This is a genomic window from Candidatus Paceibacterota bacterium, from assembly GCA_035438625.1.
Taxonomy (GTDB): Bacteria; Patescibacteriota; Minisyncoccia; order Phycocordibacterales; family DAORIS01; genus DAORIS01.
The window spans coordinates 18506-39988 of record DAORIS010000004.1; the positions used below are offsets into that span (position 1 = coordinate 18506).

Below are 21483 nucleotides of genomic sequence, written 5' to 3' on the forward strand. Positions count from 1 at the left end.
TCGGTTTTGTGTCTGCGCTTTCGAGAACTTGTCGCATGCAACAATAAAAGTGCGAGACATTGACTATCCTCTACCGTATGCACTTTCGTGCACCGACACGGCATGATGAGGAATAGCATCAGTGGGAATTGGTAAATTCAGTAATTCAGACATGGTGGGACATAGCATCAATTTCAGAAACCTCTAATCTTTAGAGTCGAAGAGGAACGACTTACTTAGGAATCGGGATATTCAATTGTCAACGAGCAATAGCCCATTATAACGACACTTTGTGTTTGTCGCTATGACGGGTAATCCCTTCCCTGTGGATATGTATATGGCTTACGCCACATATATACCCACCCGGGAGAAGTTCACCCTCTCATAACCACCCCAAAAGTCAATCCTTACATTTCAAACGGTCTATAACTTGTGACGCCTTTATAGACTCTTTCTTACAACGCAAATTAGTGTTGTAGTGTTGGTTCGTCACCCCATCAGATCCGTATACATACTATATATAGTATGTATACGGATACGGGTTACTCTGGAATAGAGTACGCACTCCACCTTCTGTCACCGACTCTCTTAATAGTTCCCTCGAGGATCATGGCGTTTAACTCTCTCTGTACAGTCTTTTGACTGAACTCAGGTAGGGCCCGTGCGATGTCGGCAATAGATGATTGCCCTTTGTTTTTAAGGAAATCCACAATCTTTTCCTTACGATTTTTGCTGATGTCCTTTATGTCTCTTATGTCCTTTATGACTTGTTTAGGAGAATTTGAAGTCGACTGAACTGATCCAACGTGTTGCACTGATTGTTGCGGGATAGTCATTGAAGAACCGAAAAACGCTTGGCCAATAGTTGCATCAGATGGCGAGAGAAGTGACTGTATTTCCAGGAGGATTTTTGAGCTCTCGGAAATGAACACATCAGCATTCATTGATGAGATCATCTTCGCTTCTTTTCCAAGTGAGACGAGATGAAACAATCCTTGGATTCGATGTTCCAAATCTTGGTACAGTGAGTGTCCGTGGAAAAATAATTTAAGGTTTTTTGCACTTTCAGGATCGAAGGCTTTTCTAACAGCGGCCAAATATGAGAGGCTTCCTTCATGAATTTCTCTACGAAGGATTTCTTTGTCCTTTAAAACTGAAGCAATCAAAAACGCCGCTTCACCTATCTTATTAAGCCTTTTTTGGATGTACGAGAGTTGCACAGATTCTCCCGAAATAACAGTGTCTTTTATATCAGAATTCATGACTTTTATATGTCCTTAATGCAGTTTTTTTAGATGTCTTTTACAAATGAGTATTGGAGACAACGTAAGTATATAGCTGTCCTTTATAGTGTCAATCAAAAAAGACCGAATATGCTTGATTTCCTGATATGATTATTGTCATAGAATATGGCCAAAAAATCAGACAAACAGCGAAAAGAAACCGAGAGTATAAAATCAACAATAGGTGACTCAACATTAACGGTTATCTACGGGATAGTGTGTATTGTTTTGTCACTCTTTTTAATACTCGCATACGCACAAGTTGGGGGAACACTTGGCACATGGGTTATGGACCTTGGTCTCATGTTATTCGGATCAGCAGGGTACTTAATCCTGCCGCTTTCCTTCTTCATGTTGGGTGTTGCATTTCTCAAGCGAATCAAACAAGCATACTCATATATACAGATCATTGGCATCCTCATATTCCTTGGCTCCTCGCTTGGACTGATTGATGTGTTCTCACCAAAAGCCGGTGGATTAATTGGAGTTGGAATTGGTAGCACTCTAATTAAATTAGTCGATATTTACGCTACAGTTATTTTCCTTTTGGCTGGTGTAGCGATTTCACTTCTTTTGGTATTTGAAGGTGGTATCCCATTCCCACGACTTTTCTTTAGAAAGAAAGAAGAGGGTGAGACCGGTGAAGATGACGTAAAAATTGCTGTGCCAATTACGCCAATTAAAGTGGAGCCAGTTGTGGCACAAAATGTAGAAAAAGACGTAAATCCAAAACTCAAGACGGAACAAAAACCTATAAGAAGTTCTGACGAGATTCCACTTACAAGATTTCTTGGAACTGGAAAGCCGTACATCCCTCCTCCACTATCATTACTCCAATCTGACAAAGGAAAGCCAGAGGTAGGAGACATTAAGGCAAATGCCAACATCATTAAACGGACCCTACAGAACTTCGGCATCACGGTTGAAATGGATGAAGTATCGATTGGACCATCAGTCACTCGATATGCACTAAAGCCCGCTGAAGGAGTTAAACTTGCACGCATTGTTGCACTCCAAAACGATCTCTCGCTTGCTCTTGCTGCTCACCCACTTCGTATCGAAGCTCCAATTCCTGGAAAGTCACTTGTAGGTATCGAAATACCAAACCGAGTTAAGACAACAGTTGGTTCCGGAACACTCCTCGCTGACGATGAGTTCCGTACTTCTGACAAGCCACTCTTGGTTTCACTTGGTCGTGGTATTTCAGGGAAAGCACAATTTGCAAACCTTGCTAAGGCTCCCCATCTCTTGATTGCTGGTGCTACCGGATCAGGAAAGTCTGTAACTATTCACGCCCTCCTTACCTCTCTTCTATATAGAAACGGACCAGAGCAGATGAAAATGATCCTTATCGACCCAAAGCGTGTTGAGTTAACTCTCTACAACAACATCCCTCACCTTCTCACTCCTGTAATCACGGACCCAAAGCGCGCAATCATGGCACTTAAATGGGCAGCAAAGGAAATGGATAGGCGATACAACATCCTTGAAGAAAACAAAGTTAGAGATATTGATTCATACCACAAAAACATCCTGGTACCTGAACTTGATCGCCGAAAGCGTTCAGGGGCAAAGGAAGATGAAGAACCTGTCGAGACAATGCCGTACATCATCTTCGTTATCGATGAGTTGGCAGACATCATGCAGACATATCCTCGAGAGCTTGAGGCTGGAATCGTACGACTTGCTCAAATGAGCCGTGCTGTTGGAATTCACTTAATGCTTTCAACACAACGACCATCGGTAAACGTCATTACCGGTCTCATTAAGGCAAACGTACCATCTCGTATTGCCCTCCAAGTAGCATCACAGATCGACTCCCGTACTATTCTTGACCAAGCAGGCGCTGAAAAACTTCTTGGCGCTGGAGACATGCTCTTCATGTCTGGAGAAATGTCTAAACCAATGCGTATCCAATCAGCATATATCTCTGAGACTGAGGTAAAAAAGATTGTGCAGTACTTGGTTGAAAACTATGAGGGTCAGGGTGGCCTACCAGTAGATATGTCACCTGAAGCAATCATGGATAAGGACGCAATATTTGAATCTAGCTTTGAAGATGACCAGCAAGAAGACGAGTTATACCAAGAAGCACGACGTATTGTTATCGCTTCACAACAAGCATCAGTGTCTGCTCTACAGCGAAGATTAAGCATTGGATTCTCTCGTGCTGGAAAGCTCATAGACATGCTTGAGCGAAAAGGTGTTGTTGGACCAGGAAGAGGATCAAAGCCTCGTGAGGTACTTGTTAAAGCTGATGGAATTACAGCAGCAGATGCCCCACCAGGTGAAGAAGAGAGCGACACGGACTCCGATGAGGGACATAATTAAAAACACAGTTATATTTTTGGGCGTCTTAGGCTTTGTGTTTTTGACCGCCTTTGAGCTACGTAAAGTTATCGAGGGACCGATACTTACCGTCGACTCTCCTTTTGATGGGATGGTTGTTTCGACCTCATCAATTGTCATTTCTGGAACAGCAAAAAATATCGCCTTTATATACTTAAATGGTAGACAGATATTTATAGACGAAAACGGTCATTTTGATGAACGAATAGGCCTTTTTGAGGGTTACAATGTGGTAGAATTGGAAGCTAAAGATCGATTTAGTAGCGGTAAAACTCAGCAGTACCGTGTAATTTTCATAAAGCCTTCATAGGTCTTTATTAGGTATACATACTGCTTATAACACAATCACCATATGGCAAAAAAACAAAAACAACCGAAGACTGACGGAGCAAATATTCAAGACACACTGAGGGAGATTAAGGCAAAGTTCGGTGAGGAATCGATCATGACACTTGGTGAACGTCCTGCGGTTAACATCGACGTCATCCCTACAGGATCAATTGGACTTGATGCAGCACTTGGAGTCGGAGGACTTCCCCGCGGAAGAATTATTGAAATCTTTGGTCCAGAATCTTCAGGTAAGACAACTCTTGCATTACACGTTGTTGCAGAAGCACAAAAGAAAGGTGGGCTCTGTGCATATATTGATGCCGAACACGCAATGGATCCTGAGTACTCAAAGAAGCTTGGTGTAAAGACATCCGAGCTTCTCATTTCTCAACCAGATACTGGAGAACAGGCTCTTGAAATCTGTGAGAGTCTCGTAAGAACCGGTAAGGTTGATGTGGTAGTTATCGACTCAGTTGCTGCTCTTACACCAAAAGATGAAATCGAAGGTGAAATGGGAGCGCAACACATGGGTAAACAAGCTCGCTTGATGTCACAGGCACTACGAAAGCTCACAAGTATTGTTGCCCGCTCTAAAACTATTGTTATCTTCATTAACCAGATTCGAATGCAGATTGGTGTGATGTTTGGTAACCCTGAAACAACACCAGGTGGAAAAGCGCTTCGTTTCTACACTTCAGTACGTATTGATATTCGAAGAATTGCCCAAATTAAGAAAGGAGAAGAAGTTGTGGGAGGACGCGTACGTGTAAAGGTTGTGAAAAACAAAGTTGCTGCACCATTTAAGCAAAGTGAGTTTGACCTCATCTACAACGAAGGTATTTCACAAGAAGGAGAAATGATCGCACTCGGTGAAAAACTTGGCATCATCAGCAAGTCAGGCGTTTCGTACTCATATGGAGAAGAAAAGCTTGGTCGCGGATACGACGCTACTCGTCAGTTTCTCAAACAAAATGCAACTATAAAAGAAACTATTCTTGCAGAAATTCGAGAACGCCTTGCAAAGGGAGATCCTGCACTTGAAGGCGCACCCGAGTCTTCATCTTCATCGGAGGAATAAACTTGTGCTAAGTAGTTTCTTGGCATAGAATCATCCGACCATGCTTGAATATAATGAAATAACATTACGTAAGTACATACTAGTAGATGGCGAGCCTTTTGAAGTGCTCGACTCTCATGTATTTCGTAAGCAACAGCGAAAACCTGTAAACCAGACTAAGCTCAAGAGTCTTCTTACTGGTCGCATTATGGAGCGATCATTCCATCAATCAGAAAAGGCTGACGAAGCTGAAATTGAGAAGAAGCAAATCAAGTACATGTACACAAACCGTGGAGAGTATTGGTTTTGTGAAATCGATGATCCTGCTAAGCGATTCAAGCTTGAAGCAACAATGATCGGTTCTGGTGTTGCATATCTAAAGCCCAACTCTGAAGTTGAAGCACTTATATTCGACGAGAAAGTCATTGGCGTACAACTTCCAATTAAAGTCGACCTTAAAGTAACTGAAGCTCCTCCAGCTGTTAAAGGTGACACAGCCAAGGGCGGAAACAAGCTCATTACGCTTGAAACTGGTGCTCAGATCAACGCACCGCTATTCGTTAACCCAGGTGATATCGTTCGAATCAATACTGAAACTGGCGAATACGCAGAGCGTGTAGGAGGAAAGTTCTAGACACTATCACTATATAGATAAATAAAAACCCCGCATAAAGCGGGGTTTTTATTTATCTATATAACAGAGATTAACGAGCTACGTATGGAATAAGACCCATGAAACGAGCTTGCTTGATCGAATTAGTGATCATGCGCTGTTGCTTGGCAGTAATACCTGAGCGCTTCTTAGAAATAATACGTGAGTGCGGATTTGTGAACTTCTTAAGAAGGTCGACGTTCTTATAGTCGATGTGCTGGTCTTGTAGATTTGGCTTTGATGTCTTTTGCATATTTTTTATATCAGAATTGGATACTACCATAGCTAAAATGGAATGTCATCTGGGTTAATGTCTTCTTCAGGATATTCGATGGTATCAATAGGTTTGCTTGGTGAACCAGCATTTTCAGGCTCTGAAGGCCCTCTAGAACCCGCTCCAGCAGACGATCCTTCACGTCGTGGGCCAAACTGTACCCTGTCAGCCACAATCTCAGTCCTGTACTTTTTAGAGCCGTCAGCAGCATCCCAGCTTCGTGTCTGTATTCGTCCTTCAACCATTAAACTTGAGCCCTTTTTAAGGTATTTCTCAACGATCTCAGCCTGAGCTCCAAACACTACTACGTTATGATAATCAGCACTTTCCTGCTTTACACCATTTTTATCTTTCCACACACGGTTTGTGGCGATTGAAATAGATGCCACCTTACCTCCTGAAGGCAATGAGCGTAATTCAGGATCACGGGTAAGGTTTCCAATAAGAAACGCTTTGTTTAAATACATGTCTTTATTCTACGACTAAATTGTCGATTTTTCTATCTAGGTCCTCTGCAACTTCAGGTGCCTTTTCAGCATCCTTAGGTTTTGCAGCATCTTCTACAGCTGCAGCTTCATCTGCTGCCTGAGTTTCAATGTCTTGTGGAGTCAAGAAAACAGTCTCTCTGTCCTTTCGGATAAACAAGAAACGAAGAAGGTCTTCAATCTTTTCGAGGTCATTCTTAAATCCAGCAGCCTTGTCAGATGAGAGCTTGAACACGATCCAGCCGAAATATGCAGCCTTATACTTGTTCTTTTTTCCTACTGCTGCCTTAGCCATTTCATAAGCTAGCTGGCGCATTGTTGGAGCTGATTCTGATGTTATTTCTCCACCTTGTGCAGTGATAGCTGCCTTAATTGAGTCGATAACAGTCGTAACCTGATCCTGAGATAGGGTTGGGATTATAAGAAAGCCGACCTCATAATTAAAGATTTTGTCGGATGTCTCGGCGTTATTTGTCATAGCGGCTAGCGTACCACAGCCTAGAGCTAGAATCAAGCCTTTGTGGGCCAATATACCTATTTAATCTTTGACAAAGCCTCAGATATTCTTGGGAAATATTTTAGGGTGTTTTCTGTTGATTTCCGTAACACCTCTTCAAGTGGAATACCCCGTATTTCTGAGAATGCCTCAGCAACCTGCATAACCATGCGTGGATCTGCTCGTTTACCCCTAAAAGGCGCTGGTGCTGCGTAGGGAGCATCCGTTTCGATCATAAATCTGTCTAACGGAACCTGTTCAACGAGTTCCTTATACTGAGGAGCAAATGTAATCACGCCTGTAAACGAGACTGTTGCACCCATATCAAGACACTCTTTGAGTATCTCACTTGTTACAGCGAAGAAATGGAAGTGCAGGTGAGCGGTAAGACCTTCCTCTTTATATATCTTCAAAAGATCAGCATGTGCATCACGGCAATGGATCATAAGTGGTAATCCTGCAGATGCTGCAATTCGAGCTTGAGATAGAAATAATTGCTTTTGTATTGCCTTCACCCGCTCAATCTCTTCATTAGTTCCTGTAATCCTAAAATAGTCGAGTCCGGTCTCACCTATCGCCACAACTTTTTCGCTATATTGCTGATCGAGTGCAATTTGTTCTAACTCAACAATACTTTTTCGCACATCTTCTTCATTCATCTCGCTCGCTTCAAGCGGATGAATTCCGATACATGCAAAACGTGCAGCATTAGCGTCACAAAGCTCTATTGCCTTCATACTCGACTCAACATCAGTACCAATTACAATAGTTCCGACACCTTTTTCCTGCATGTCGGAAAGCATCTCTGCTCGGTCTACATCAAAATCTGGATAGTAGATATGGGAATGGATATCGAACACTCGTACTTCCATAGATTATGGTTTACGAGGGAATAATGGGACTGAGGCTGCTCGATCAGCGATTGACGCGAGAATCTTTTCAGAAGTTTCAGGCATGAATGGTGCAAGTTCTTTCGCAAGTATTGATAGGTCTGAAACGAGTCCCGCAACCGTTTTTCGTGCCTTATCTGGATCCTGCTTAAACATCTCAAACGGCTTTTCTTGTTGGATCTTCTGGTCTAACTTTGTTATTTCAGCCATGATCAAACCCATTGCATTGTTTAATTCATATGCAGCCACTGCGTCTGCAATACCTTTTATGAGTTCACCAGTTGATATTGATTCCACTCCACTGTCCCAGGCGTCATAGTTTGCCGCCATCTTAAGAATACGGGAAGTTGTATTACCAATTCCATTTGATAGCTGTGAGTTGTACGCCTTAAAGAACAAGTCACGAGTAAACGGTGAGTCTTCAAACGGTTGCACTTCTCTAATTACAAAATATCGTAGGGCATCTGTTCCATACTCATTAATTATTTCCACAGGAGAAATAACATTGCCTATGCTCTTACTCATCTTAATACCACCTTCACCAGTTACAAACCCATTAATGACGATTTGTTTTGATGGCTCAATATCCGCAGACATAAGCATTGCTTGCCACATAGCCGACTGCTGACGGAGGTTATCTTTTCCAGCAAACTGAATTACCGGCCAGAATGTATTGAATTTCTCCATATCAGTTGGCCAACCGATAGCTGAAATGTAATTGATCAGAGCATCGAACCATACATACATCACTTGCTCTGGATCTCCTGGAACCTCTACACCCCACGGCATTTTCGACTTCAGGCGAGAGATACTAAAGTCCTTAAGACCACGCTCTACAAAGGCTTTAATTTCATTAAACCTAAATTCTGGAATTACAAACTCAGGATTGGCTTTGTAATGTGCGAGTAATTTCTCTGCATATGCTGAAAACTTAAAGAAATAGTTCTCTTCTTTAATGAGTTCAATTTCTATGTTTGGATGAAGTGGACACTTTCCGTTATCAAGTTCGGAATCTGTTTTTTCTAACTCACAGCCAACGCAATACTTAACGGTATATTCTTGTTTATAAATATCACCCGCAGCTTCTGATTTCTTCCAAAATTCTTGAGCAGCTTTTTTGTGGTGTTCGTCTGTCGTACGGATAAAGTTGATCTCAGAAATATTGAGTTGCGTTAACAAATCCTTAAACTTTTCGGCATACCCATTTACATATTCCTGAGTATCTTGACCAGCTTTTTGTGCATTCAGATATATCTTCATTCCATGCTCATCGGTACCAGTATTAAAAAAGACTTCGTGTCCTTGTGACCGAAGATATCGAACTACCGCATCAGCACGGATAATTTCCATAGCAAAACCAACGTGCGGCTCTGCGTTTACGTACGGGAGCGTCGTTGTGACGTATACCTGCTTTTTAGGATTGGTGTGCTTGCTCATACGGGCGATTCTTCCACAGGAATAGGGATTCGTCTATTACGTTCTCTGTCTCCGAGATACTCAATGAGTAGCGTTGCAACAGGAATAGAAAGTATTGCACCAAGAATTCCTCCAAGCTTAAGTCCAACAATCAAGCTGATGATAACCACGAGCGGTGGCACTCCAATTACTTTTCGTACCACTGCAGGGTAAATGACATGACTCTCCAATTGTTGAATGATCACGAATAACGCTGCAACAAGCAGTGCCAAACTCACTCCTCCGTCCAAGAACCCAATTGCGATTCCTGGAATTGATCCGAGGATTGGACCGAACACAGGGATAATTTCAAAGAATGCAGCAATGATTGCAAGCAGCAATGCGTGCCGGACACCGAGCGCTGAAAGACCAATGAATGCCAGAACTCCAATAATTGCAGCAAGAAATATTTGTCCTTGCATCCAACGAGCAATATTTCGCTGTGAGCGACGCCAGAGCCCAATCACATAGCGCTCATATTTAAGCGGAGTGATGATACGAAGAAAATCTCCTACCCCATCTTCTTGTGTACTGAGGTAAAACGACAAGACAGCAATAATAACTAAAGTTGAGGCCCCTCCAAATAACGCAGACCCAAGTTCATACGTATTTCCCCCAACTGACCTAATTAATTCAGCAGTGCCCGCCAAATAATCCAAGAACGATGTTGCGTGCGAGAATATTTCAATTGAATTTTCAAAGCCCAAAAATCCTGGACTTGATAGTGCGAACTCGTCCAAATAACTTGGGAGTGCCTGAAGGAGGCCGTTAATCTCTGTCGCAAGAATCGGCAATACGTACACAATTCCTGCGACAAATACCGCTAGAATTGAGGCGTATACACCTACAACACTCACTGTACGAGGTACACGTTTAGCCATTAGTGCCCTAATAACAGGCTCAACTGATGAGGCCAGGACCACTGCAGAAAGAATGGCGAGTAGGATATTGTGAATGAAATAAATAAGTACTCCAGCCACAATAAAAGCTGCTAGCCGGCCAACAATGGCATGAGCTACAGCAATTCTTTCTTGGGCAGCTGGTGACATAGGGCTATCATACCATCATGCCTTAGTCGTGTATCTACTACAGCGCCTTGGCTTCTGAAAGGAGTTTTTCGATTGAAATTCGCTCTTGTTTTCCACTATCCCTGTCTCTTAAAGTCACAGTTCCGTCTTCTAGCGTATCGAAATCAACAGTGACACAATAAGGTGTTCCAATTTCATCTTGGCGACGATATCGCTTACCGATGTTTCCATTGTCATCAAATTCGACATGTCCAACGAGTTTCTTGAGGCTCATGTACACCTCTCGCGCTTTTTCAACTAACTGAGGCTTATTTTTCAACAGTGGGAATACTGCGTATTTAACTGGAGCAACTGCATAGGGAAATTGTAGGTACACACGCTTTTCACCACCTACTTCATCTTCCTTATATGCTTCTGTAAGGACAGCAAGTACAGTACGATCAACGCCAAATGATGGCTCAATTACGTGTGGAATAAAACGCGACTTGGAATCCTGGTCAAAATATGTGAGATCTACTCCAGAGTGCTTTGAGTGTGCAGCAAGATCAAAATCTGTTCGGTATGCAAGACCATACAATTCTTTTATTCCAAACGGAAACTTATATTCAAAATCTACTGTTCGCTTTGAGTAGTGAGCGCGGTCTTCTCCTGGAACTTCATACTCTTTAATCTTGGCAGCATCAAGTCCCATGTCTTTTGTCCATTCTCTGATTTGTTCCACAAAATGAGTGAAGTGTGTTTCCCATTCTTCTGGACGAACAAAGTACTCAATTTCCATTTGCTCTAATTCACGTACTCTGAAAATGAAATCACGTGGTGCAATTTCGTTTCTGAATGCCTTACCAATCTGAGCAATACCGAATGGAAGTGCTGGATGGTGTGAGTCCATCACATTTTTGTAGTTCACAAAAATACCTTGTGCGGTTTCAGGTCTGAGGTATGAGATTGAATTTTCGTCTTCTGATGCACCGAAGTTCGTCTTAAACATCATGTTGAACTGTTTGACGTCACCAAGTGCATTACCATCAGGGCTTTTAATTCCAAGCTCCTTAATGAGCGCGTCCATGTCAGAGGCATTTAGTCCCTTTGTTTCCTTTCCTGCTTCCTCAAGAAGGTGATCAGCGCGGAACCTTCGCTTTGTCTTCACATCTTCAACGAGTGGGTCGTTAAATCCAGCGACGTGTCCGCTTGCTTGCCAAACTTTTTGGTTCATCAGAATTGCAGCATCTACCCCAAAGACATCTTCACGGTCGATGACAAAGCGCTTCCACCACATATTTTTGATGTTTTGCTTAAGCGCTAATCCGTAATGACCATAATCCCATGTACCAGCAAGACCTCCATAGATTTCGGAGCCCTGGTAAATGAAACCTCGTCGTTTTGAAAGGGAAATTATTTCGTCCATTGAAGCAGCATACATTTAGCTACGTTACGGCGCAAGGATAGCAGCTTGGTTGGCTTGGATATCAGCTGCCTGCGTCGTGACAGACACAAGACCGATGCGTACTTCCTGCTCAACAAACCGATCCACTCCAACTACCGTTGCGGCGTTTACAAGAACTGGAATCTGTCCAACTTGGCTTGCGCTTGGCAACATTTCAACCTGGAAATATGCTCGTTTATAGTCACTTTCAAATCCAGTATACGCAGAAACTTCTCCTGCCTTCCATGAGATTGTGCGTGTTAATTCGTTATATGTAACATTCGTGCTTGATGCTTGGTTTGGGACAAACTGTACGTAAATTGGCAGTGTTGCCGTCACCTCAACATTTGAAACATGGTTAACGGTATTGTTTAACTGCCACTCGATTGTGTAACGAGTCTTTTGTTCTGCCTTTGGAGGGATGGGACCTGTGTTTGTAAATGGACCAGTTTTGTATAACGCTTGCGAGAGTCCGCCAAGTGCAGTTGCGAAACGGATTTGTTTTACACTCTTGATTTCAATGTTGTCTGATGAACCTTGTTCTGAGACAACTTTTCCCTTGATGGTAATTTCATATTCCAGTCCTGGATTTCTAATGTTCCTTCCGATCTCTTGGAGCGTGAGTGTGTCAAACGAGAACGATACTGATCCTTGTTCGCCCGGTGAAAGTACAGCGAGGTCTTGCTCTGTTGAACGATCCCAGTACACCGTGTCATTTGAAGATTGGTAAAAGCCAGCAGCAGGCTTAATACTTGATCGGTCGTGGAGATTTCCTTTTATCTTAACCTCAATTCGTGGATCAAGAATGTCTCTTGAGAGGTTGTTGCTAAATGAGATGTTATTACTGATTGCTGAGCCGAGGGTTGAAATCTCAGTTTTCTGACCATTTGAAAGTGTGGATTGTGTATCAGTTACGATAGTTACTGATGGGCGTAATATGTTCACTTCTGCAAGTTTTGTAGTGAGGGTTGTAAGGAGTGCACGATCATCTTCTGGATCTTTTGTGCCAGCTGAGAATTTAAAGACTTTATCTTCATTGTCTTGTGCTTGCACAATACCAGTTATCTTAATTTTCTTTATTTCTCCAGCTTTAAGTAAGGGGAAATTCCAAATTAATCCATTCTCAAGAGCAGCTGGCTCTGACTTTGAAAATGCAAATCCAAATGGGTACTCTGCCTTTAGAACAATGTCTTTCAAGTCCGATCGCATGTTTGACCTTACCTCAATATCAAACGTTGTTTCTTGTCCTGAGCTAATTGCCTTTTGATACTCAATTAAAAGACTGATCGGGGATTGACTCACAGTGATTTCATATTCCTTTTTCTTTTCATACCTGGTACCTGATTCACCGACTGAATATGCTGCAGTGACAACAATCTGCTTGCGCTCTCCTTCCTCACCAAGCAAAATTACCGATCCTGCAACTTGTCCTGAGGCGCCACGTGAGATTGTTCCAATAGATCGGACATCACGTAACTTTTCCTGCGTTGGATTTTCTGGATCCATTGATCCATCAGGATATTGAAGTGTAATTTCAACATCTTCGAGGTCTACTCTGTTTTTGTTAATAAACGACACTGAAAATGGCACAGCTTCTCCTCCTGCAACCGAGACTGCTGAGGTAAGGACAATGTCTACATTTTTTGAAGAAATAAATAACTTATCTGAAAACAAGTAGACTGCAGCGAGCGCTGCAGCGCCTAAACAAAAAGCAAGTGACGAAAAGAAAAATATTTTGTACCACTTCCCGCTTTTTGATGACTTTGGACCCTCTTCGTGTCTCTCTTCAAGTGTAGCGTGTTCCCACTCTGGAACTACTGTGTGTATTTGTTCTTGAGATTTTAAACTACGACGTTCGTTATCATCAGTAGAAAAATCCGCGTTTGGAGAATACAATCGCTTCTTAAGTGCCTCAATCTTGCTCTGATCTAACTCACTTTGCATATACTCGAGAAATTATAGCACTCTGTTACCTTCCAATATGCCCAGTTGCCACCTTTACTGCAGCAGTAACTGCAAACTCAGCCCCAAGAATGGTCTGTACATCAATTTCCTCAAGTGGTAACCGCATCAAGCGTTCAATCGTCTCTGACATCTTTGGTAAGAAACCCGCAGCATAAAGCATCCTCGCTGAAGTCCACGATTCAAGTGCAGTACGAGTCTCAGGACCGTGGTCTGCCTTACCAACAGTCAATTTAAAAAATTCCGAAAGGGGAATATATATTCCAGACACAGGCTCATCATAAATTGTTATAGCCGAAGCAATCCAAGACAATCGCGCATACTCTTTACGTCGTTTTGGATCAGGAGTTTGGAGGGTCACAATATCTGTTAACCTCCATACATTCCTTCCTCGAATCAACGACATCCTCGCTAAGGTATGTTCTGCGGCTCCCATGCGTAGTTTCGATGAAAGCTTTCGAAGGCTCTTTCCTACAACTGCAATTTTTCCAAAGCGTTCGGTTAGAACTATGAGCACCTTATCATCAGCACTCCTATCGTGAGCACCTAAAATAATTCCATCAACGGAGTAAATCTCATACGACATGAATTGTTGCTTCCGTATGTTCTTTGGATAGTTCTATTTTGGAAGCGGAGACAGTATTTGCGAGTTCATCTTTCCACGTACCAAGTATTTGCTCCATTGCTTCTGTATCTGGCAATGAAACTGTAATTTTGTCTCCAGGTTGTAGCCCTGCTTCTTTACGCTTGTCTTGTATCAGACGGACCAAGTCTCTATATGATCCTTCAACAATAAGCTCTGGTGTAAGGGTCGTATCAAGTGAGACAGTGTCAGACTCACCTTCTGTAAAGACAACTTCTTTTACGTTAGTCTCTTCACTAATGAGGTGTTTATATTCTTCTTGCACATCTGGGTTCACGTGTGAAAACACGTGGTTTGAACAAGAGATTTTTGTAAGTGGTTGGCGTACTTTTATGTTTGCCTTCATGCGTTCATCAAGTACTGCTGAGACAATAGTTCGAACAGAAGTCATTATTTCCATTCGTACTGTTCGTGCTTCTTTTTCTGTATTAGTAAGTTCTTGTATTTCAGGCCAGCTCGCAAGATGCACGCTTTCTGGATCGGACTCCGTTTTCACAACAGCAAATATTCTCTCTGCAATAAATGGCATTGATGGAGCAATTGTTCGGCTAAACACATGTAGTACATGACGTAATACCGAAGCTGCAACAACTGCATCTTCGTCTTCATTCTTAAGTCTGTCTCGTGAGCGGCGTACGAACCACGTTGATAGATCATCTACAAATCCTTCAAGTGGTCGGAGTGCATCATCAAGTGCATACATCTCCATATGTGTTGTAAATGTCTCAAGAGTTTCATTAAGTCGCTCTATTATCCACATATCCAAGACGCCCAAGTTTCTCGTATTGAGCTCTCCATCCTTCACCTTATCTTTTGCGTACATTGAATAGAACGAAAGAACGTTTTCGAGTCGCAAGACAATCTTCTTGTAGATCGTATCTAGATCCTTTTCAGCGAAGTTCATGTCTTCTGAACGCATCAATGGTGATGAGAGGAGATAGTAGCGGAGTGCGTCCACACCATATTTATCAAATGTAAGTGCAGGGTCAGGGAAATTATTCTTGGACTTAGACATTTTCTGTCCGTCTTCAGCAAGTACATTTCCTGTCGTTACAACGTGTTCAAACGGTGCCTTATCGAACAACATTGTTCCAAGCACATGCATGTAATAAAACCAGGTTCGTGTTTGTGCCAAATACTCAGCAACAAACTGTGCAGGAAAACGTTGTGCAAACACATCTTTGTTTTCCATTGGAAAATGCTGTGACGCAAAGGGCATTGAGCCCGATTCAAACCAACAGTCGATCACTTCTGGTATACGACGCATGACTCCTCCATTTCCATCCGAAAATACAATTTCATCTATATACGGTCGGTGAAGGTCGAGTTCGTAACATTCATTGTGAGGAATTGGTATGAAATTAAGTTCGCGACACTCTGCATTTTTCATGTAGTCTCCTTGTTTTGATGCGCGAAGGGCTGCAGCAGCTGGAACATCGAGTCCCCCCGCAACACTTTCCATGATCCATAGTGGTGATTCATGGCCAACAACCAAGACGGTATCGTTTTCATGTTTTGCGTATGTCTCGTATAAAAATTCACCTATACGCTGACGAACATCAGTGAGACTTTCCCCTCCTGGCATTTTCTCAGCAAACGCTGCTGTATATGTCTCGTGGAGCTTGTGATACAAATGCACATCCTTCCCTTCAAGTTCTCCAAAAGAGACCTCTCTCAATCTCGGATCAAATACCACTGATTCCTCAGAAAGCCCCAGTGCTTTCGCTACCTGTAACGCAGTTTCTTTGGTGCGTAAAATGTCAGAAGAATAAATATGTTTAATTCCCAACTTTTTTAATTCCGGTACAGCTGAAACCACCTGCTCTTTTCCAAGTTCAGTTAACGGATATGGTGCATGCAGATCAGCACTAAGAATGCCTTTAGCATTATTCTCAGCCTGACCATGACGCATGACGAAGAAACGATTTTTCTTGTCTACCTTTGCCTTAAGCTCCGCAAGTGTCCCGATTACCTCAAATTTTCCAGTTTTTTCTGATTTCCATATTGGAAGCGGTGATGCCCAGAATCTGTTACGTGAAATGTTCCAGTCTGGTGCTCCTTCAGCACTCTTTCCGAATCGTCCAAGTTTCAAATGATCTGGTACCCAGTGGATATTCTCATTGAGTTCGAGGATTCGTGATTTTGATTTTTGGATGTTGATAAACCACGCTGGGATTGCGAAATAGAACAGAGGTGTGTCACATCGGTAACAGTGTGGATATGAGTGTGCAATTACTTCTTTAGCAAACAGAGTTCCAGCTCCTGCTAATTTTTTTATGATTTCAATATCCATTACCTGATGATCTCCTGGCTTTTCAGGCTTCGGCTTTACGTGGCGACCCATCAAATCCTCTATCTCATCAGAAAACTTTCCTTCACTTGTCACATGGTGTCTCCATGGAATACCTTCCTTCTTTGCCAAGTCCATGTCGTCTTCACCGTACCCTGGTGAAATGTGCACAACACCCGTTCCGCTTCCAGCCTCAACAAATGTTGCTGGATATATCTTCCATGCTTTGTATTTAGTATCTTCAAGGGCAGGATGTCCTACGAAATAATTAAAGAGTGGCTTGTATGAAAGGCCAAGCAGTTCTGTTCCAGGAAATTCTTTTTGTATAGAAATTTCATATCCACGTTTTACTAATACTTCTTCCACTCTATCTTTTGCAAGGATGATTGTATGTGTTTTTCCTTCTTTAGAAACCACTGCCTCTACGTATGAAAGTTCAGGGTTTATTGCAAGCGCAAAATTTCCCGGAAGAGTCCATGGTGTTGTTGTCCACGCGAGTACATGTACTCCAGGTCGATCGGTGAGTTCAAACAATACATACACAGAAATATCCCTGATATCTCTGTAGCTGTTATCCATCGCAATCTCAGAGTTTGCGATCGGTGTCTCACATCGTGGACAGTATGGAAGTACACGTGTACCCTCATATACATTTTGTTTCTCATTGAGTTCCTTAAGCGCCCACCAGACTGACTCAATATATGAGTTGTCCATTGTCTTATACGAACCATCAAAATCTACCCAACGACCAATACGCTCGACAGTCTCTTTCCAATCATGAACATAGCCGAGCACCTTGCTTCGCGCATGTTCATTAAATTTTGCAATGCCGTATTTTTCAATTTCTTTTCGGCCAGCAATTTTCAGGTCTTTTTCAACGATATTTTCAATAGGTAGTCCGTGACAATCCCATCCCCATTTACGCTCAACACGATACCCTCGCATCGTTTTGTATCGAGGTACCATGTCTTTAATTGTGCTCGCAAGAATGTGTCCAAAGTGAGGAGTACCGGTTGCAAATGGTGGACCATCATAAAAGACATACTCACCGTTTGGTGCGTCTTTCTCTAAGGTCTTTTTGAAAAACTCACCGGTGCGCCAAAAATCGAGTACGCGTTCCTCGGCCTGCGCAACAGCGCTTTTAACTGGTTTTGTATCGCTCATGTATAGGTATTATAACTTTTTCTCTCCCATTCTTACATCTCCTCAACAACAGGAATGGCCAAGACGGTGAGAACCTCTCTAAGAACCGTCGCCACAGCATACGTAATGGCAAGTCTGTATGGCGTATATGGACTATCGTGATCAATGATCTTTGTCTCGGCGTAATACCCATTAAATGTTCCTGCAAGCTTCAGTGCATAGGCAACAAGCAAGTTAGGTGAGCCTGTTTCGTGGGCACGCTTTAATACGTGCGGAAGTTCTGGAAGAAGCATCTCAGGAGACTCAGGACTGTCAGGTGGAAGAATTGCTTTAGGCTTCATTGATTCATTTGCTGCCTTTCGCAAGATCGATTGGGCGCGCACGTATGCATATTGTAGATATGGGCCAGAATCACCCTCAATTGAAATAGCGTTTTCAGGATCAAAGATAATGTCTCCACCAACAGCTTGTCTTAGAATTGAGTACTTGATTGATCCGATCGCAATTTTTTCTGCAAGATCTTTTTTTGCATCTTCACCCATCTCTCTATCAGCCATTTTCTCAAGTACACGCTCTGCTACTGATTCAATGAGACCATCGCCTGATACAACATTTCCCTTTCTTGAACTCATTTTTCCTCCCTTAAAGCGCATCATGCCGTGAGAGATATGGGTGATCTTTGATCGAGCTTCCATATCGATGTCTTCCATTGCAGCAAGCATCACCTTGAAATAGTCGTCTTGTTCGTTTGCGGTAATGATGACAGATGTATCCGATGGAACCTTCTTTGGCTTATCGACGAGGTTTAGGACAAGGTCTTTTGCTTCGTACGTTGGAAGTCCTCGTGAATTTAAAAATACTCGAGTGTGAAGTCCTTTCTTCTCACCTTTGTATACAACAGCACCATCACTGTCCTCAAATACCCCCTTTTCCTTCCATTCTTGAACAAGCTTTACGGCACGCTCTGCCATTTCACTTTCAAAGAAATATGCATCGAACTTTGTACCAAGCTTTGTATATATTTCTTCAAAATGTTCGAGACTTACTTTTCTTCCCCAGTCATAGAGACTAACAACATCAGGATTATTTTTTGCGTAAATAGAAACATTCAAGTCATCTATTTCTTTTTTAATAGATTCTTGTGCTTCATATTGTTGTGACCCAATTGAGTACGCACGACCAAGATATTCAATGTCTGTTTCGCCTTCCTGCTTTTCATTCCTCATCATCGCCCAAATTGTCTTTGCAATGTGCGGACCAACATCACCTTGGTAACACGCACGTTTCACCTCCGCACCTTGTCTTTGTGCAATGCGAGATAGTGCTTCACCAACAGTATTAGACATCAAATGCCCGATATGAAACTCCTTAAATGGATTAGGATCAGTGTACTCGTAGAGCATCGTTTTTCCCTTCTGTTCTGTGTTACTTCCGTACTCTTTTGGAGTATTGAGTATCTCTTTTACCGTTGAAGCAAAGTATCCACGAGAAAGATAGATGTTTAAAAATCCAGGGCCGGCAGCCTCTACTTTCTCAATTTCCATGAGGGATTTTGAACGGATATAGACAGCAATTTCTTCGGCAATTACGAAGGGTTTTTGGCCAAGCGGCTTTGAGGCAACCATAGCAGCGTTTGCTGTTATGTGACCGCGCTCAGCAGAAGAACCGTGCTCCACGGCAAAATTTAAGCCTTCCAGGCCCTTTCCAGCGAGATATTCTTGTATGAGTGATTCTATCTTTCCTACCATTGTGTGAGCTTACCGCATTTATCTATTGAAGTCATGACTGTATATAGTGTACGACCTATTTACTTTTTCTTCAGTATCTTTGAAACAACCTTGAGTACCTCCGCGTGTATTGCTTCTCGAGAAAGAATCTCACCATTATTCTCACATTCAATCTTATGCCACGCGTTATTTTTCTTTACGATCGAGAGTGCGCTTTGCCGTGATTTTTCTAGGTGATCAACGTTAGTCTCTGCCTGATCCTTACTTGTTCCAAGATACTTCTTTTTACTCTTAAGTGCCTCTGCAGCGTGTTTTTCGGCAAGTAACTTTTGTCCGAGTGTAACTGAAAGATTGAGATACACAATGGCGTCAGGTCGAGGAATTTTAAAAACACCGTGTTCCATCATGTCGAGCCAGGAGAGAAATTCTGTTCGCTTTTTTTCATCAAGGATTTTTCCACCTTGATGAATCTGATTTGCACTCACATACCTATCAGAAATGACAACATATCCATCTTCTAGCCATTTTTCGATCTGAGCTTTTGTTTCCCATCGATCAGCAGCATAGAGAACTGAAGCTATGTGCGGATCAACTGCGATGAAATCTCCATATTTTCCTGCCAAACATTCACCAATTAGTTTTCCAAAAAAATTATCGTAATATCTTGGAAAGTCTATTTTCTTAATCTTATATCCTGACTTTTTTAACGCTGCATCAAGTAACGTACATTGTGTCGCCTTTCCTGTTCCATCGGTTCCATCAAGAACAATAAAAGTTCCTTTTCTTTTGATCGCTTTTGTTTGTTTCTTATTTACCGGCATGTGAGGCAATATTTTTCTTCAAAATTGAGTCGATCTTTTGGGCAAGTTTGACCATGTCTTTCTCTTTCATTCCTGCAGTTGTGACAGCTGCTGTTCCAAGTCGAATACCTGATGGGTCGCTTGGCTTTCGTTCATCAAATGGAATAGTGTTCTTGTTTACAATAATTCCAGCTTTCTCAAGTGCAGCGCTCGCATCTGAGCCACCTATTCCTTGTCCTGAAATCCACGTGTCCACCAAAACCAAATGACTGTCTGTTCCTCGAGAAATGATACGCCATCCGCATTTTGCGAGTTCTTCTGCAAGCACACGCGCGTTTTTAACCACCTGCGCTGCATACTTCTTAAACTTTGGATTTGCAGCTTCTCTAAGAGCTACGGCAACTCCCGCAATCTGGTTCATGTGTGGACCACCCTGGAGACCTGGAAATACCGCACGATCAATTTTTTTAGACAACTCACGCTCATCAATTCGAGAGAAGATGATTCCACTTCGAGGTCCACGAAGTGTTTTATGAGTTGTGGTTGTAACTACATCAGCATATTTAAACGGTGATGGATATGCTCCACCAGCAACTAATCCTGCAACGTGCGACATATCAACCATAAGTATTGATCCTGCCGCATCAGCAATGTCTCTAAATTTTTTAAAATCTATTACTCGTGGATAACATGTGTACCCAGCAACAATAAGTACCGGTTTTTCAGCTACAGCAATTCTTTTTAATTCTTCGTAATCTAATACTTCAGTATCTTTATTAACTCCATACGGAACTTGTTTCCAAAACTTCCCTGTCATTGATACAGAGTGTCCATGGGTTAGATGTCCACCGTGCGCAAGTTCCATTCCCATGATCTTTCCACCAATTGGAACGAGTGCAGAATACACTGCTAAGTTTGCGGGTGAACCTGAAAGTGGCTGAACATTTACTCCCCATTTTTTTGGAGAAAGTCCAAATAGCAACAGTGCTCGCTCGCTACAGAGATCTTCTAGTTTATCCGTATTTGTCTGCCCTCCGTAATACCTTCGTCCTGAATACCCTTCTGCATACTTATTTACAAACTCTGAACCAAGCGCTTCAAGCACATCTTCTGAAACATCATTCTCTGAAGCAATCAAATTTATGACCGATTGCTGCCTTTTAACTTCATCCTTAATCAGTTTTGCTACTTGTGTGTCTTTCATTGCAGCCGCAATT

The 21483-nt window shown here is 42.3% G+C and carries 18 protein-coding genes; 4 read left to right on the plus strand and 14 right to left on the minus strand.

Features of this window, described 5'->3' with window-relative positions; all coding sequences use genetic code 11:
* Nucleotides 1-521: 521 nt before the first annotated feature.
* Nucleotides 522-1241, minus strand: a complete 720-nt coding sequence (locus PLF31_02100; protein HRH26236.1) for a hypothetical protein — start codon at nucleotides 1239-1241, stop codon at nucleotides 522-524.
* A 147-nt stretch (nucleotides 1242-1388) separates the two neighbouring features.
* On the opposite strand from PLF31_02100, the gene PLF31_02105 reads away from it, so the two are divergent.
* Genes PLF31_02105 through PLF31_02120 form a run of 4 tightly spaced genes read left to right on the plus strand, consistent with a single transcriptional unit; the run spans nucleotide 1389 to nucleotide 5632 of the window.
* Nucleotides 1389-3593: a DNA translocase FtsK 4TM domain-containing protein gene (locus tag PLF31_02105; protein HRH26237.1), complete on the plus strand. Its 2205-nt coding sequence runs from the start codon at nucleotides 1389-1391 to the stop codon at nucleotides 3591-3593.
* Nucleotides 3577-3921 carry a hypothetical protein gene (locus PLF31_02110; protein ID HRH26238.1) on the plus strand — a complete coding sequence of 115 codons (345 nt, stop codon included), beginning with the start codon at nucleotides 3577-3579 and terminating at the stop codon, nucleotides 3919-3921. Before PLF31_02105 ends, PLF31_02110 begins: the two co-directional genes overlap by 17 nt.
* Before the next feature lie 42 nt (nucleotides 3922-3963).
* Entirely contained in the window at nucleotides 3964-5019 is a 1056-nt protein-coding gene (recA, locus tag PLF31_02115) for a recombinase RecA (protein HRH26239.1), read from the plus strand.
* A gap of 40 nt (nucleotides 5020-5059) precedes the next feature.
* The gene (locus tag PLF31_02120; GenBank protein ID HRH26240.1) at nucleotides 5060-5632 is read left to right on the plus strand and encodes an elongation factor P; all 573 of its coding nucleotides are present in this window, start codon (nucleotides 5060-5062) and stop codon (nucleotides 5630-5632) included.
* Nucleotides 5633-5702: 70 nt separating this feature from the next.
* Here the strand turns inward: PLF31_02120 and rpsR are convergent, their stop codons facing one another.
* From rpsR to glyA, 13 genes are read right to left on the minus strand one after another with little or no spacing between them, the layout of a single operon-like run.
* Nucleotides 5703-5903: a 30S ribosomal protein S18 gene (gene rpsR / locus PLF31_02125; GenBank protein HRH26241.1), complete on the minus strand. Its 201-nt coding sequence runs from the start codon at nucleotides 5901-5903 to the stop codon at nucleotides 5703-5705.
* A 32-nt stretch (nucleotides 5904-5935) separates the two neighbouring features.
* Nucleotides 5936-6391 (minus strand): single-stranded DNA-binding protein, encoded by a 456-nt coding sequence (gene ssb / locus PLF31_02130; protein ID HRH26242.1) that lies wholly within the window; start codon nucleotides 6389-6391, stop codon nucleotides 5936-5938.
* A gap of 4 nt (nucleotides 6392-6395) precedes the next feature.
* Nucleotides 6396-6887, minus strand: a complete 492-nt coding sequence (rpsF, locus tag PLF31_02135) for a 30S ribosomal protein S6 (protein ID HRH26243.1) — start codon at nucleotides 6885-6887, stop codon at nucleotides 6396-6398.
* Between the two features lie 56 nt (nucleotides 6888-6943).
* Nucleotides 6944-7777, minus strand: a complete 834-nt coding sequence (locus tag PLF31_02140) for a TatD family hydrolase (protein ID HRH26244.1) — start codon at nucleotides 7775-7777, stop codon at nucleotides 6944-6946.
* A 3-nt stretch (nucleotides 7778-7780) separates the two neighbouring features.
* Complete coding sequence (gene metG / locus PLF31_02145; GenBank protein ID HRH26245.1) at nucleotides 7781-9232, minus strand: methionine--tRNA ligase; 1452 nt, start codon at nucleotides 9230-9232, stop codon at nucleotides 7781-7783.
* Nucleotides 9229-10299 (minus strand): AI-2E family transporter, encoded by a 1071-nt coding sequence (locus PLF31_02150; GenBank protein HRH26246.1) that lies wholly within the window; start codon nucleotides 10297-10299, stop codon nucleotides 9229-9231. The genes metG and PLF31_02150 overlap by 4 nt, the downstream gene beginning before the upstream one ends.
* A 37-nt stretch (nucleotides 10300-10336) precedes the next feature.
* Nucleotides 10337-11683: a glycine--tRNA ligase gene (locus PLF31_02155; GenBank protein ID HRH26247.1), complete on the minus strand. Its 1347-nt coding sequence runs from the start codon at nucleotides 11681-11683 to the stop codon at nucleotides 10337-10339.
* Between the two features lie 24 nt (nucleotides 11684-11707).
* Nucleotides 11708-13645, minus strand: a complete 1938-nt coding sequence (locus PLF31_02160; GenBank protein HRH26248.1) for a hypothetical protein — start codon at nucleotides 13643-13645, stop codon at nucleotides 11708-11710.
* 25 nt (nucleotides 13646-13670) lie between these two features.
* Nucleotides 13671-14249, minus strand: a complete 579-nt coding sequence (locus PLF31_02165; GenBank protein ID HRH26249.1) for a recombination protein O N-terminal domain-containing protein — start codon at nucleotides 14247-14249, stop codon at nucleotides 13671-13673.
* Nucleotides 14239-17760: a class I tRNA ligase family protein gene (locus PLF31_02170; GenBank protein HRH26250.1), complete on the minus strand. Its 3522-nt coding sequence runs from the start codon at nucleotides 17758-17760 to the stop codon at nucleotides 14239-14241. Before PLF31_02170 ends, PLF31_02165 begins: the two co-directional genes overlap by 11 nt.
* 32 nt (nucleotides 17761-17792) lie before the next feature.
* Nucleotides 17793-19487: an arginine--tRNA ligase gene (gene argS / locus PLF31_02175; GenBank protein HRH26251.1), complete on the minus strand. Its 1695-nt coding sequence runs from the start codon at nucleotides 19485-19487 to the stop codon at nucleotides 17793-17795.
* Nucleotides 19488-19546: 59 nt separating this feature from the next.
* Complete coding sequence (locus tag PLF31_02180; protein ID HRH26252.1) at nucleotides 19547-20287, minus strand: hypothetical protein; 741 nt, start codon at nucleotides 20285-20287, stop codon at nucleotides 19547-19549.
* Complete coding sequence (glyA, locus tag PLF31_02185) at nucleotides 20274-21470, minus strand: serine hydroxymethyltransferase (GenBank protein ID HRH26253.1); 1197 nt, start codon at nucleotides 21468-21470, stop codon at nucleotides 20274-20276. Before glyA ends, PLF31_02180 begins: the two co-directional genes overlap by 14 nt.
* Between the last annotated feature and the right edge of the window lie 13 nt (nucleotides 21471-21483).